Source organism: Paraburkholderia sp. AV2 (assembly GCF_054968425.1).
On sequence record NZ_JBANLK010000025.1, the window covers coordinates 33,828 to 48,290 of the forward strand.

12 protein-coding genes are annotated in these 14,463 nt (G+C 68.4%); 9 read left to right on the forward strand and 3 right to left on the reverse strand.

The window, feature by feature from the left end; all coding sequences use genetic code 11:
- Positions 1-91: 91 nt before the first annotated feature.
- Positions 92-508: a MarR family winged helix-turn-helix transcriptional regulator gene (locus V8683_RS18100; RefSeq protein ID WP_411190738.1), complete on the reverse strand. Its 417-nt coding sequence runs from the start codon at positions 506-508 to the stop codon at positions 92-94.
- 170 nt (positions 509-678) lie between these two features.
- On the opposite strand from V8683_RS18100, the gene V8683_RS18105 reads away from it, so the two are divergent.
- The 6 genes from V8683_RS18105 (at position 679) to V8683_RS18130 (ending at position 8,510) form a co-directional block, all read left to right on the forward strand.
- Positions 679-2,700 carry an acetoacetate--CoA ligase gene (locus tag V8683_RS18105; protein WP_411190737.1) on the forward strand — a complete coding sequence of 674 codons (2,022 nt, stop codon included), beginning with the start codon at positions 679-681 and terminating at the stop codon, positions 2,698-2,700.
- A gap of 141 nt (positions 2,701-2,841) precedes the next feature.
- The gene (locus V8683_RS18110) at positions 2,842-3,573 is read left to right on the forward strand and encodes a DUF3348 domain-containing protein (RefSeq protein ID WP_411190736.1); all 732 of its coding nucleotides are present in this window, start codon (positions 2,842-2,844) and stop codon (positions 3,571-3,573) included.
- Positions 3,574-3,584: 11 nt separating this feature from the next.
- The gene (locus V8683_RS18115; protein WP_411190735.1) at positions 3,585-5,981 is read left to right on the forward strand and encodes a DUF802 domain-containing protein; all 2,397 of its coding nucleotides are present in this window, start codon (positions 3,585-3,587) and stop codon (positions 5,979-5,981) included.
- Complete coding sequence (locus V8683_RS18120; RefSeq protein WP_411190734.1) at positions 5,978-6,628, forward strand: OmpA family protein; 651 nt, start codon at positions 5,978-5,980, stop codon at positions 6,626-6,628. Before V8683_RS18115 ends, V8683_RS18120 begins: the two co-directional genes overlap by 4 nt.
- Positions 6,621-7,265 carry a DUF2894 domain-containing protein gene (locus V8683_RS18125; protein WP_411190733.1) on the forward strand — a complete coding sequence of 215 codons (645 nt, stop codon included), beginning with the start codon at positions 6,621-6,623 and terminating at the stop codon, positions 7,263-7,265. Before V8683_RS18120 ends, V8683_RS18125 begins: the two co-directional genes overlap by 8 nt.
- Before the next feature lie 192 nt (positions 7,266-7,457).
- Entirely contained in the window at positions 7,458-8,510 is a 1,053-nt protein-coding gene (locus V8683_RS18130) for an alcohol dehydrogenase (protein WP_411192479.1), read from the forward strand.
- Between the two features lie 96 nt (positions 8,511-8,606).
- On the opposite strand, the gene V8683_RS18135 is transcribed toward V8683_RS18130, so the two are convergent.
- Positions 8,607-8,825, reverse strand: a complete 219-nt coding sequence (locus V8683_RS18135) for a hypothetical protein (protein ID WP_462848651.1) — start codon at positions 8,823-8,825, stop codon at positions 8,607-8,609.
- Positions 8,826-9,052: 227 nt separating this feature from the next.
- Here V8683_RS18135 and V8683_RS18140 point away from each other — a divergent pair, with 227 nt between their 5' ends.
- On the forward strand, positions 9,053-9,391 hold the full coding sequence (locus tag V8683_RS18140; RefSeq protein WP_411190731.1) for a DUF1330 domain-containing protein: 339 nt from the start codon (positions 9,053-9,055) through the stop codon (positions 9,389-9,391).
- Between the two features lie 10 nt (positions 9,392-9,401).
- On the opposite strand, the gene V8683_RS18145 is transcribed toward V8683_RS18140, so the two are convergent.
- Positions 9,402-9,866 (reverse strand): RbsD/FucU family protein, encoded by a 465-nt coding sequence (locus V8683_RS18145; protein ID WP_411190730.1) that lies wholly within the window; start codon positions 9,864-9,866, stop codon positions 9,402-9,404.
- Between the two features lie 712 nt (positions 9,867-10,578).
- On the opposite strand from V8683_RS18145, the gene V8683_RS18150 reads away from it, so the two are divergent.
- Both V8683_RS18150 and V8683_RS18155 read left to right on the forward strand, forming a co-directional pair.
- Positions 10,579-12,726 (forward strand): phosphocholine-specific phospholipase C, encoded by a 2,148-nt coding sequence (locus tag V8683_RS18150; protein WP_411190729.1) that lies wholly within the window; start codon positions 10,579-10,581, stop codon positions 12,724-12,726.
- A 231-nt stretch (positions 12,727-12,957) separates the two neighbouring features.
- Positions 12,958-14,400 carry an NAD-dependent succinate-semialdehyde dehydrogenase gene (locus V8683_RS18155; RefSeq protein WP_411190728.1) on the forward strand — a complete coding sequence of 481 codons (1,443 nt, stop codon included), beginning with the start codon at positions 12,958-12,960 and terminating at the stop codon, positions 14,398-14,400.
- The last annotated feature ends 63 nt before the right edge of the window (positions 14,401-14,463 follow it).

Here is a 14,463-nt window from a genome sequence, read left to right on the forward strand (position 1 = left end):
AGGAGCCCCGAAGCCCGCCACGCGCGAAGGACAAAAACGGCACATGCCTGCGCCGCGTCCCTCAAAAAAGAACCCGCCTGTCCGGCCGCGCTCAGCCCAGCGTCGTGCGTGCGCTGCGCAGCCGCGTGACGGTATCCACGAACGCCTCGCCGCCCAGCGTGCGCTTGAGGCGCCCCGTGACGGCCGCGCTCGCGCCATTGAGCGCCTCGCGTATCGCGAGCGCCTGCGCGGTCGGCACGATGGCCACTTCCCGCCCGTCGCCTTCGGTGCGATGACGCTCCACGTAGCCGCGCGCTTCGAGCCCGTCGAGCACGCGCGTGGCCGTGGGCCGTGCAATCGAAAGCAGGTCGGCCAGCTCGCGCTGAAGCAAACCCGGACGCTCCATCACCGCACGCAGCATGAAGCCCTGTGGCGGCGTGAGATCGAACCGCTCGAAGGCATCGGCCCATTCGCGCTCGAGACGCCGCGCGAGCGCCGACGTGTTGAAGTAGAGACACTGGTCGAACATGTTCGAAGCATAACGGCTTATCGTTAGCTATGCAACCATCTGCGCGCTTTCCCTCGACATGGGGTCGGCGTTTACACCGGCTAGCGCGGCGCGCGAAAAAAATGGTACCCAATGAGGACACGCGGCAGCGCCTGGCCGCCGCCCTTCGTTCTCCGAGGAAAACCGCCATCGTGACCCCGCCTCTCGAAGCCGCCGACGCCCCCGCGTGGGTGCCCTCGCCCGATACCGTCGCCCGCGCGCGCGTCACCGAATTCACGCAGTGGCTCGCGCGCGAGCGCGGCCTTGCATTCGACAGCTACGACGCGCTATGGCGCTGGTCCGTCGACGATCTCGACGGCTTCTGGTCGGCGCTCTGGGACTGGGCCGACCTGCGCTCGGCAACGCCGCGCGGCAAGCCGCTCGAAAATGCTTCGATGCCCGGCGCGCGCTGGTTTCCGGGCGCCACCCTCAATTACGTCGAGCAGGCCTTTCGCCACGCCACGCCCACGCGCCACGCCATCGTCTGGCGCAACGAGGCCGGCGAGCACGGCGAACTCGGCTGGACCGAGTTCGAGCGTCAGGTGGCCGCGCTCGCGGCCACACTGCGCCAGATGGGCGTGAAGCGCGGCGATCGCGTCGCCGCGTTCATGCCGAACATCCCGCATACCATCGTGGCATTTCTCGCCGCCGCGAGCCTCGGCGCGATCTGGTCGGTCTGCTCGCCCGACATGGGGCGGCTCGCCGTGCTCGACCGCTTCCGCCAGATCGAACCCACTGTGCTGATCGCCGTCGACGGCTACCGTTACGGCGGCAAGCCGCACGATCGCCGTGCGCTGTTAGGCGAGTTGTTGGCCGAACTGCCGTGCGTGCGCCATGTCGTGCTCGTGCCCTATCTTGCCCCCGGAGCCAACGCGGCCGAGATCGTGCGCGGCAACGACGCGCAAGGCCACATCTGGGCGGACGCCGTTGCCGGCGACGCAGCGCTCGCGCCCGAATCCGTTCCCTTCGACCATCCGCTCTGGATCGTCTACTCGTCGGGCACGACGGGGCTGCCCAAGCCCATCGTCCATTCGCACGGCGGCATCGTGCTCGAACAGGTCAAGATCGCCGCGCTGCACCTCGACCTGCGGCCCGGCGACCGCTTCAACTGGTTCTCCAGCACGGGCTGGATCATGTGGAACTGCCAGGTGGCCGGCCTGCTCGTGGGCGCCACGCTGTGTCTCTACGACGGCAACCCCGGCTACCCCGACATGGGCGCGCTGTGGCGCTTCGTCGGCGACACGCGGATCAACTTCTTCGGCGCCGGCGCCGCCTTCTTCCAGGCCTGCCTGAAAGCGGGCGTCGAACCTCATCAGGTCTCCGAATTATCTGCGCTGCGCGCGGTCGGCTCGACCGGTTCGCCGCTCCCGGCAGAAGGCTATCGCTGGATCCTCGACCATGTCGGCGACGTATGGATCGCCGCGATTTCCGGCGGCACCGACTTTGCCGGCTGCTTCGTGGCCGGCGTGCCCACGCTGCCCGTATGGCTCGGCGAAATGCAGTGCCGGTGCCTGGGCGCCCGCGTCGAGGCATTCGACGACGCGGGCCGGCCCCTCGTCGACGAAGTGGGCGAGCTCGTCTGCACGGCGCCCATGCCTTCGATGCCGCTCTACTTCTGGAACGACGCGGGGGACACGCGCTATCGCGACAGCTACTTCGACGTCTGGCCCGGCATCTGGCGCCACGGCGACTGGGTGCGGATCACGGAACGCGGCGGCGCGATCATCTACGGCCGTTCCGACGCGACGATCAACCGCCACGGCATCCGCATGGGCACGAGCGAGCTGTATCGCGCGGTGGAAGACTTGCCCGAGGTGCTCGACAGCCTCGTCGCGGATCTGGAGTACCTGGGCCGCGAGTCGTACATGCCGCTCTTCGTCGTGCTGCGCGAGGGCGCCGTGCTCACGTCCGAACTGCAGGGCACGATACGCGAGCGCATCAAGGTCGCGCTTTCGGCGCGGCACGTGCCCGACGACGTGTTCCAGATCGATGCGGTGCCGCGCACCCTCTCCGGCAAGAAGATGGAGCTGCCCATCAAGAAGCTGCTGCTGGGCCAGCCGCTAGAGAAGGTCGCGAATCCCGGGACGATGGCCAATCCCGAATCGCTCGCCTGGTTCAGCGAGTTCGCGCGCGAACTGGCGATGCGCGGCAGGCCCGGCAAACCCGCCGCTTGACGTTTCGATTGCTTCGATTGGAGCCCTGCCTCGGGCTTCGCCCGGTGCTCCGATCATGACCGTTATTCCGTCATCGGGCCACACACCTTCGGCGGAAGACGGCTCAGCGTGTAAACTGTCAGGTTTTTGTCTCCAGCAGGTATGGTTCAAGCCCCCCTGCAAGCGGCGCTGAGCGGTCCGACCCTCGTTCGCCTGCTTGCTCGTCTGGCCGAAGCCGACGTATCCGAACCGCAGGCGTCCCTCGCCGATCGTCTGAGCCAGTGGCTAGGCTGGACCGACGCGATCGCGCTCTCGACCGCGCTGGGCGCCCCGCCGGACCCGGCTCGCGCGGGCGCCGCGCAGGCGCTCGACCGCGAGGACGCGGCCCTCGTCGTGACGGCGCGCAGCGCGCTCACGAAGATGATCACGCGCGCGTGCGCCCCGGCCAACGCGCGGCGCGGCGCACGCGAGAACGCCGAAGCGGCGCCGCCCGCCGACTTTGCCGAGTTCCGCCAGGACTATCTGTCGATCCAGCAGGCCATGGAGACGGAAATCGGCCAGTTGCGCAAGCGTCTGCGGGCGCGGCTCGCGGCGCACACGCCGGCGCTCGCGCGCCTCGCGGCCGTGGACGCGATCATGGAACGCTCGCTCGGCGCGCGCGAACAGCGCCTGCTGGCCTCGGTCCCCGCGCTGCTGGCGACGTACTTCGAGCGCCTGCGCCGCGCGGCGCAACCCACGCCCGACGGGGCCGGCGCCTGCGCCGATGAAGCGCCGGCCGCGCCCGGCGCATGGCTTGCCGCGTTCCGCAAGGAAATGCAGAGCGCGCTGCTCGCCGAACTCGACATCCGGTTCCAACCGGTGCAAGGGCTGCTCGCGGCCCTTCGCGCCCGCTAATTCAGCTCCTCATGTCCCGACTTCGTATCGATCTCGTTGTATTCCTCGCAGGTCTCGCCGCCGTCTGCTGGATCGGCTGCGGCTATGTCGCTGGCGCCAATCTGCTCGCGCTCGCCGTCACCGTGCTGATCGGCGCCTGCTATCTCACGGGCGCGCTCGAACTATGGCGCTACCGCCAGGCCACGACCGCTCTCGACGCCGCCCTGGCCGATCTGGCCGCGCCGCCGGCGAAGCTAGGCGCATGGCTCGACCGGCTGCCCGCCGGCCTGCGCGGCGCCGTGCGCCTGCGCGTGGAGAACGAGCGCGCGGCGCTGCCCGGCCCCGCGCTCACACCTTATCTGGTTGGTCTGCTCGTGCTGCTGGGCATGTTCGGCACGCTGCTCGGCATGGTCGCCACGCTCAAGGGCACCGGGATCGCGCTGGAAGGCTCGACCGACCTCGTCGCGATCCGCGCCTCGCTCGCCGCACCGGTCAAGGGGCTCGCGTTCGCGTTCGGCACCTCGATCGCGGGCATCGCCACCTCGGCCATGCTCGGGCTGCTTTCGGCGCTCTGCCGGCGCGAACGCAACGAAGCCGCCCTGCGGCTCGATGCGAAGATCGCGACCACCTTGCACGTCTTTTCGCACGCGCACCGGCGCGAGGCAGGCTACGCGCTGATGCAGCGCCAGGCCGAGGCAATGCCGGTCCTGGTCGATCGTCTGCACACCGTGATGCAAGCCATCGAACAGCAAAGCCTCGCCATGAACGAGCGGCAGATCGCGAGCCAGGCGGCGTTCCTCGGCAAGGCCGACGCCACATGGACGGCACTCGCCGCCTCCGTCGCGCGCTCGCTTCAGGAAAGCGCGGCCGGCAGCGCGCGCGCCGCGAGCGCGGCGGTCTTGCCCTCCGTGGAAGCCACGCTCGCGACGCTCGAGGACAAAGCCGCGGCACTGCACGGCGCGATCACGCAAGCCGTCGAACGCCAGTTGAACGACATCGCGACGGGACTTGAAGCGACGACCGCCAGCATCCGGCACGAGACGGCGGCACTGCATGGCGCCGTCTCGCAGGCGGTGGAGCGCCAGTTGAGCGCGATTGCATCGACGCTAGAAACTTCGACTGTCACGCTCAAGGCTGAAACCGCGGCGCTGCACGAAGCCGTCACGCAAGCGGTCGAGCGCCAGTTGAATACCGTTGCATCAAGCCTCGAAACGTCGACGGCAACCCTCAAGGACCAGACGGCCTCGCTGCACGACACCGTCACGCACTCGGTCGAGCGTCAGTTGACCGGCATCACGTCAGGCCTCGAAGCCACGTCGACCACGCTTTCGACGCAATGGCACGAAGCGCTCGCGCAGCATCGCCAGTTGAATGAAACATTGGCGGAAGATCTGCGGACTTCGCTCGCCCGCTATGCCGATGCCTTCGAGCAACGCTCGACCCAGTTGCTCGATAACGTGGCCACGCGCCTCGGCACGAGCACGGACACCGTCGCGCAAACCTGGAACGCCGCGCTCGACCACCATTCGCGCGTAAGCGGACAGCTCGCCGACGATCACCAGCAGGCCCTCGCCGCAGCGGCGGCGCAGTACGAACAGCACACGGCCGCCCTGCTCCGGGCAGCGGACGAGTCGCACGCCGGCCTGGAGGCCAGGCTCGCCGCACGCGAAGCCCAGCGCCTCGACGCCTGGCGCGAGACCGTCACCGGCATGACGGCGACGCTGCGCACCCAATGGGACGAGGCGCTCGCGCAAACCGCGAACCACCAGCAGGCGATCTGTGCGACGCTCGAACGGACGGCCGGCGAAGTCGCGGCCAGCACCGCGACCCACTCGCGCGAGACGATCGCCGAAATCGCCCGCCTCGTCGAGGCCGCGTCCGAAGCACCGCGCGCCGCGGCCGATGTCATTGCCGAGCTGCGCCAGAAGCTCTCGGACAGCATGGTCCACGACACCGCGATGCTGGAGGAACGCAACCGTCTGCTCGCCACGCTCGAAACGCTGCTCGCCGCCGTGAACCACGCCTCGACCGAACAGCGCGGCGCTATCGATTCGCTCGTGACGACCTCGTCCGATCTGCTCGAACGCGTGGGCTCGCGCTTTACCGAGCGCGTCGAAACCGGCACGAGCCGGCTCGACGGCGTCGCCGCGCAGGTCGCGAGCGGCGCGACCGAAGTGGCGAGCCTTGGCGATGCATTCGGCGCGGCTGTGCAGTCCTTCGGCACGTCGAACGAAACGCTCGTGGCGCAGTTGCAGCGCATCGAAGCCGCGCTCGACAAGTCGCTCGCGCGCAGCGACGAACAGCTCGCCTACTACGTCGCGCAGGCGCGCGAAGTGATCGATTTGAGCCTGCTCTCGCAGAAGCAGATCATGGAAGAGCTGCAGCAGTTGGCTGGCCAGCGCACCGAAGCGGGAGCCGACGCCGCATGAGCGAAGACTTCATCGACGGCGGCGCGGAGCCGGCCACGCCGGTCTGGGCCGCCTTCAGCGACCTGATGACGGTGCTGCTGGGCGCGTTCGTGCTGATTCTGGTCGCCGTGATCGGCGTGCAGCTCGAGCTTTCGACGAAGCTCGACCAGGCCGTCAAGGAACGCCAGCTCGAAGCGCAGCGCCGCAAGACACTCGAACAGGCGCTGGCCGGCCCGCTCGCGGCGGGGCGCATCACGCTCGTCAACGGGCGTATCGGCATCAGCGGCAACGTCCTGTTCGCGCTGAACTCCGACCAGTTGCAACCCGAGGGCCGCCAGTTGCTGCAAAGCCTGGCCAGTCCGCTCGCGACCTACCTCAAAGCGCACGACGAAATCCTGATGGTGAGCGGCTTTGCCGACGACCAGCAGGTGCACGCCGGCAACCGGCGCTTCGCCGACAACTGGGAGCTCTCGGCCCAGCGCGCGCTGACCGTGACGCGTGCGTTCATCGAAGAAGGCGTGCCCGCCTCGTCGGTGTTCGCGGCGGCATTCGGATCGGAGCAGCCCGTGAGCTCGAACGCCGATGCGGCGGGGCGCGCCAAAAACCGGCGCGTCGAAATCGCGCCCGTGCCGCGTTCGACGGCCGCTGGCGGTGAACGCGGTGAGTGAGCGCTCGACACCGCCTCTGCCGACGCAGCTCGACGCATGGCGCGAACGCGGCGCCGACCGGCTCGATCCCGCGCGCTTTCGCGCGATGGAGGCGCTGGCGCTTCGCGCGGCGCGCCACGGCGGCGAGGTGCGCCGCCTGCTCGATGCCAGGCTCTCCGAACTAATGACGGACTATGCGGCGCTCGCCGCCGGCGCGGCGCAGGTCCGGCACGGCCCGGACGAAGCGCCGGCCTCGCTGCAAAGCGCGCGCGGTGCGCTGGGCGAGCTGGTCGACTACCTCGCAAACCAGCCGCGCGACGCCGGCGGTGCGGGGGCCCGCGACGCGAACGGGCCGAGCGTTTCGCCCGAACTGCTCGACTACTTCCGGGCCACCTGGGCCCGCGTGCGCACGGGCCAGCAATTGCGTGTCGCCGAAGTCCTCGTGCCGCAGAACGCCGGCCCGCTCAATTCGAGCAGCCTCGTGCACCGCGCACTCTCGCTCATGCGCGAGCTTTCGCCGGGCTACCTGCAGCAGTTCCTTACCTACGCGGATGCGCTCTCGTGGCTAGAGCAGCTCAATGCCGGCAGCACGGCCCCCGGCAAGGAACCGCCGCGCGCCGCGAGCGCGAAGAAAGGCACGCGCGGCAAGGCGCGTTAGCCCCCGCTCCGCACGCTGGACGGCCTCTCGCGCGCGCCAATCCGCAAAGGCCAGGGCACGTGAATACGGGAAAAACGGCAGGAAAAACAAAAGACGAACGAGCGTACGAAAACGTACCGTATCCGCTATGATGCGAAAAAAGCCGCTATCGCCCAGCGGTCGCCCTAACCGACTACGGAGACATCCATGCAGATGCGTTGTTTTTGCGTGACCCGCCACGGCCAGCCGCTCGAACTGATGCACGAGGAGATTCCCCAGCCCAAGGGCACCGAAGTGCTCGTGCGCGTGAAGGCCGCCGGCCTGTGCCATTCCGACCTGCATATCTGGGAGGGCTACTACGATCTGGGCGGCGGCAAGAAACTCTCGCTCGCCGACCGCGGCATCAAGCTGCCGCTCACGCCCAGCCACGAGATCTGCGGCGAAGTGGTGACCGCGGGACCGGACGCCGGCCCCGTGCAGACCGGCATGATGGCGGTCGTGCATCCGTGGATCGGCTGCGGCCAGTGCGCCGCCTGCCTGCGCGGCGAGGAAAACATCTGCGTGAAGCCGCAATCGCTCGGCGTCATGCGCGCCGGCGGCTTTGCCGACTACGTGATCGTGCCGCACCCGCGCTATCTCGTCGATCTCGGCGGCCTCGATCCCGTCAAGGCCGCACCGCTCGCCTGCGCGGGCGTAACGACGTATTCGGCCATCCGCAAATTCGGCGAGCGCATCCACGAAACGCCCGTGGTGGTGATCGGCGCGGGCGGTCTCGGCCTCATGGCGATCGAAGTCCTCAAGGCGCTGGGCGGCAAAGGCGCGATCGTCGTGGATGTCGACCCGGCCAAATGCGAGGCCGCGCTGAAGGAAGGTGCGCTCGCGGCCATCGACGCACGCGCACCCGACGCCGCCACCCAGATCGCCCAGGCCGCGGGCGGCGGCGCGCGCGCGGTGCTCGACCTCGTCGGCGCGACGTCCACCGTGACGCTCGCGCTCGATTCCAGCGCGCGCGGCGGCCACGTGGTGATCGTGGGCCTCATGGGCGGCGACATCACGCTCGCGCTGCCGATCATCCCAATGCGGCCGCTGCGCATCGAAGGCAGCTACGTCGGCACGCTGCCCGAACTGCACGAGCTCGTCGCGCTGATGCGCGACGGCAAGGTGCGTCCCGCACCGGTGACGAGCCGGCCGCTCACCGAGGTCAACGCGGCGCTGCAGGCCCTCCAGGAAGGCAAGGTGGTCGGGCGGCAAGTGCTGATTCCGTGAACATGCCGGCAGCCTTCGCCGATCACGCCACGCGGCGGCTGCTCAAATACCCGCTCCGACGCGGCAAGCACCGGAGAGGACGCGTGGCTTGACGCGCTAGTCCCACATATTGCGGAACGCCACGGCCGCGATCACGGGCACGCAGAGAATCAGCGGAATGGCGAAGTAAGGCATCTCCCGGTCGACAACCCAGCTATAGATCAGCCAGCCAATGCCGGCGCCGAGCGTGGCGATGCCCACCAGCGCCGTGAGGGTATTGAGGACCCAGGTTGGCGGCCGCTTGCGTTGGGTTTCGTTTTTCGGTGCGGGTTTCATCTGACGAGCGGTGACAGGGTGGACTGGATCCGGACGGCCGGTGACGCGCATTTTACTCCGCACGCCTTGTGCCCCGCACGTCCGCTGCGGGATGGCCGGCTTTCCTCATCCCTTACCTCCGAGGTAATCGATCCGGTGCGCGTCGCGCCCTATTCTCGTTCCTGCCTGCACGCCGTTGCGTGCGCTTCAAGGCACTGAACCAGGACCCACGCACGAGGACCGCAACCATGACTGCCTATGCCATCGCCCATCTGCACGAAGTCGAAATGTGCCCCGACATCGTCGAATACCTGGAGAAGATCGACGCAACGCTCGCCCCTTATGGCGGGCGCTTCGTGATTCACGGCGGCCACGTCGAGCGGCTCGAAGGAGCCTTCAAGGGCGACCTGATCGTGATCGAGTTCGAGGACCGCGAGCAGGCGCGCGCCTGGTATCGCTCGGCGGCTTATCAGACGATCTTGCCGCTGCGCACCGGGCACGCCAAGGGCGAAGCGTTCCTCATCGACCAGGTGCCGCAACCGCATCGCGCAACGGACGTCCTCGCGAACGTACCCGGCCCGCGCTAGATCGCGAGGCTCACGCCCGCGGCTCGTCCGCCGCCAGCAGCACGCCTTTCTTGAAGACGAAGCAGCCGTAGCCGCGCGGCTCGCCCGTGGCGATCACGCAGTACGCACGGCGGGCGCGCTCGTAGAACGCAAAGCGTTCGAGCGATGCGAGCGGCACTTCGCGCCCCTCGCCCGCGTTGACTTCGTGCTGCGCCTCGCGCTGCACGGCGGGCAGCGCCTCCGGGTCGCCCACCACCTCCATGCGCAGCGCAGGGTCGTCGACGAAACTGTCGAGCGGCATGACCGAAAGCACCGCGCGCACTGCCCGCGGCGCGTCCACGCCGTCGAGGCGCAGCACGCGGCCCAGCACCGTCTCGCGCGCTACGGAGTCGGCAGGAAAATTGGCGTCGCAGATCACGACTTCATCGCCGTGGCCCATCGAAGCCAGTGCATGCAGCACGTCGGCATTGAGCAGCGGATCGAGATTCTTCAGCACAGTGTCTCCTGAACAAGGTTCGCAAAGCGCCGCCATCGTAACGCGTGTCGTGCTCGTGTCACAAGAGCACGCGGGCATGATGCACCGACCATTCCGCTATCGGCAGAAACGTTTGCAAAGGCATATTCATCGCACGCAAACGTTTGCCTGAGTTTCATAATTCTTTCTTCTTAGGTAAGGAAACTGTGCGCACTCCATCAATCAGAATGGACACGCACATGAGAATACGCCGTTGCGGCGCCGTTCCGGCGACCGCGCTTGCTGTCCCGCTTGCTGTCCCATTGGTTACCGCATTGTCCGTTGTTCTCGCAACCATCTCGCTGAGTGCGTGCGGTCCCGATGCGGGACCGTCCGCGGCCAGCGCCGGGACCCCCGTTCCCGCCGCAGCCGCGCCCGCGCAGACAACCCAGGCAGCCCCGACAGCGCCCCCAGGCGGCAACACCCCCGCGAGCGGCGCCTATGCGGCCGACTCCGCGCGAGACGCCATGCCCGGCCAGGCCTCCGCTCCGGTGCAAAGCGTCGAGGCCAGCCTCGCCGCGGACAGCCAGCAGATCGCTCCGGTCCTGAGCTACGCGCCCGGCGACACGGATGCCCCCGCCGACGATTCCCGCCGTACCCCAACGACCAGCCAGTAGATCCACAAAAAGCACGCAAGCCGTTTCGTGGTGTGCGCACGCACACTTCCCGTTCACAAGCAGAAAGGTGATCAACAATGACGTCAACCAGCCGTCGCCGTTTCTTGCAGACTGTCGCGCAGTCGGGCGCCGCCGCCGCGATGACCGTGTTTCCCGAATCGATCCGCAACGCGCTCGCGATACCGGCCTTCTCGCGCACCGGCACGATCCGCGACGTGGAGCACATCGTCGTGTTCATGCAGGAGAACCGCTCGTTCGACCATTATTTCGGCCATCTGCGCGGCGTGCGCGGCTACAACGACCGCCTGCCGATTCCGCTGCCCGGCGGCCTGCCGGTCTGGTACCAGCCTTCGCAGGAGAACGTGGCGCAGCCCGTGCTGCCGTTCCACCTGAATACGCTGACGACGAGCGCGCAGTGCGTGGGCGACCTCGACCACTCGTGGTATCCCACCCACTACGCGATCAACAACGGCATCTACAACCAGTGGCCGCAGTACAAGACCGACATGACGATGGGCTACTACCTGCGCTCGGACCTTCCGTTCCACTACGCGCTGGCCGATGCCTTCACCGTCTGCGACAACTACTTCTGCTCGCTGGCCGGACCGACGCACCCGAACCGCGCCTACCTGATGACGGGCATGGTCGACCCGACCGGCACGATGGGCGGCCCGCTCCTCGACAACAACGATTACGTGGACGGCGACGGCCCGCCCACTTACCAGTTGCTCTCGTGGCAAACCTACCCCGAGCGCCTGCAGGCCGCCGGCATCTCGTGGCAGATCTACCAGCAAGGCACGAACGGCAACGACCCGCTGAACGGGAACTACGGCACGAACATCCTGCAGAACTTCGTGAACTTCATCAACGCGCAGCCGGGTTCGGCGCTGTACGAGCGCGCGCAGACCGTGCGCACGATTGCGGACCTGAAGAACGACGTGCTCGCGAACAACCTGCCGCAGGTGTCGTGGCTGCTGCCGCCCGCCGCATACTCGGAGCACCCGAAGTACACGCCCGCCTACGGCGCCGAATACACCTCGCAGATCCTCGACGCGCTGACGTCGAACCCCGAGGTCTGGAGCAAGACCGTCCTCTTCATCATGTACGACGAGAACGACGGCTTCTTCGACCATATCGTGCCGCCGCAGCCGGCCACGACCGCGGCGCAGGGCAAGTCGACGGTGAGCGTGGAAGGCGAGATCCACAACGTCGTGAACCCCTACCGCGGCGGCAGCTACACGGCCGACGGCCTGCCCTACGGCCTCGGGCCCCGCGTGCCGATGACCGTGGTCTCGCCGTGGACCAAGGGCGGCTTCGTCTGCTCGCAGGTGTTCGATCACACTTCGGTCATCCGCTTCATCGAGGCGCGCTTCGGCGTGAACGAGCCGAACATCACGGCCTGGCGCCGTGCCGTGTGCGGCGACCTGCTTTCGGCGTTCGACTTCCGCACGCCCGACGCCACGATGCCGGCGCTGCCCGACACGAGCAACTACATCTCGATGGCCAACAACCAGTGCACGGCGAACCCGGCGCCGACCGTGCCGGCCATGCCGGGCCCGATCGACCCGCAGGAGGCGGGCGTGCGCTTTGCCCGCCCGCTGCCCTATGAACTGCACGTGAACGGCGAGGCGAACGCGGCGAAGAACACGCTGGAAATCACCTTCGCCAGCACCGGGCGCGAGGGCGCCCATTTCTACACGTACGGCACGAACCGCAGCGACGGCCCATGGCGCTATACGGTGGAAGCCGGCAAGTCGCTGTCCGACACCTGGGACCTCACCGTGACGAACGGCGTCTATGCGTTCGAAGTCCACGGCCCGAACGGGTTCGTACGCCGCTTCGCGGGCACGGTGGCCGCACCGGCCTCGCAGCAGGGCAACCCGGGGAACCACCAAAAGGGCGGCACGCCGGCGCCCGAGGTCACGGCGCACTACGACGTCGCCAACGGCAACCTGTTCCTGCGCTTTGCGAACACGGGGGGCGGCGTGGCGCGCCTGAACGTGACCGACAACGCCTACGGCGCGCGCGAGCGCAACGTGCGGGTCCCGGCGGGCGAGCGAGTCGAAGAGGCGTGGATTCTCGCCTCGAGCCATCACTGGTACGACCTGACGGTGACGAGCAACGACGACGCGACCTTCCAGCGCCGCTTCGCCGGCCACATCGAGACCGGCCGGCCGAGCATCAGCGATCCGGCCGCCGTGGCGCCGGTGACGCGGCTGAGCTAAGGCTAAGGCGGGCGGGAGTGCGCCCCCCTCTCGCCGGGCGCACTCCCCGCGAGCCCTCGTGGGCAGCGGCCAACGGGCCTTCGACCGCGTCGAGGGCCCGTTCCGCTTGCCGGCCGCCAGCAGCACGCAAAGAGCGGTGGCACAATGGACGGTCCGCATTGCGCGGCGCCGCGCGCGAGTCCCCTCCGCCTGCGGCCGCCTCCCCCCACCGTTGAACAGGATTGCCCCATCATGACGTCCAGCGTGAAGCCCTATCCGGATACCCAGATCTATGTCGACGGCGCCTGGCGCGCCGGCGCCCGAACGATTCCCGTGATCGACCCCGCCACCGAAGCGGAAATCGGCCGCCTGAGCCTCGCAAGCGAGCAGGACCTCTCCGACGCGGCCGAGGCCTCGGCGCGCGCGTTCCGCGAATGGCGCAAGGTCTCGGCCTACGAGCGCAGCAAGCTCATGCGCCGTGCGGCGCAACTGCTGCGCGAGCGCGCCGACGAAGTCGCCGCGATCATGACGCGCGAACAGGGCAAGCCGCTCGCCGAGGCGAAGGTGGAAACGCTCGCGGGCGCCGACATCATCGACTGGTTCGCCGAAGAAGGCCGCCGCACCTATGGCCGCGTGATCCCGTCGCGCGCGGAAGCGGTCCGCCAGATCGTCACGCGCGAGCCGGTGGGCCCGGTCGCAGCCTTCACGCCGTGGAATTTCCCGGTCAATCAGGCCGTGCGCAAGGTGTCGGCCGCGCTCGCCTCGGGCTGTACCGTCGTGCTCAAGGGGCCGGAAGAAACGCCCGCGAGCTGCGCCGCGCTGGTGCAGGTATTCATCGATGCAGGCCTGCCCGCGGGCGCGCTGAATCTGGTATTCGGCGTGCCGGCCGACGTCTCGTCGTACCTGATCGCGCATCCCGCCATCCGCAAGATCTCGTTCACGGGCTCGACGCCGGTGGGCAAGCTGCTGGCCGCGAAAGCCGGCGAGCACATGAAGCGCGTCACGATGGAACTGGGCGGCCACGCGCCCGCCATCGTGTTCGCCGACGCCGACGTCCCGCGCGCCGCGAAGCTGCTCGCCCTCGCGAAAATCCGCAACGCGGGCCAGGTCTGCATTTCGCCCACGCGCTTCATGGTGGAGGACGCGGCCTACGACGAGTTCGTCGAGCACTTCGTCGCGACGCTGCGCGGCGTGCAGGTGGGCAACGGCCTCACGGAAGGCGTGCAGATGGGGCCGCTCGCGAACGACCGGCGCCTCGCGGCCATGGAGCGGCTCGTGGCCGACGCGCGCGAACAGGGCGCGAAAGTGCTAACGGGCGGCGAGCGCATTGGCCGCGAAGGCTATTTCTTCGCGCCCACCGCGCTGACCGACGTGCCGCTTTCCGCGCGCATCCTGAACGAAGAGCCGTTCGGCCCGCTCGCGCCGATCTCGCGCTTCTCGCGCTACGAAGACGCCATCGCGGAAGCCAATCGTCTGCCGTGGGGCCTCGCCTCGTACGCGTATACGCGCTCGAGCGCCACGTCCGCGGCCCTTTCCGAAGACATCGAAGCGGGCATGCTGTCGATCAACCACCACGGCCTCGCGGTGCCCGAAGCGCCGTTCGGCGGGGTGAAGGACTCGGGCTACGGCTCCGAAGGCGGCACCGAGGCAATGGAAGCGTATCTCGTCACGAAGTTCGTCACCGAGCATCGTTGATGCGCGAGCGCGTGCCACGTGTCCAGAGGGGCGCGCGGCACGCGCCGTACCCCGCCGCACCCA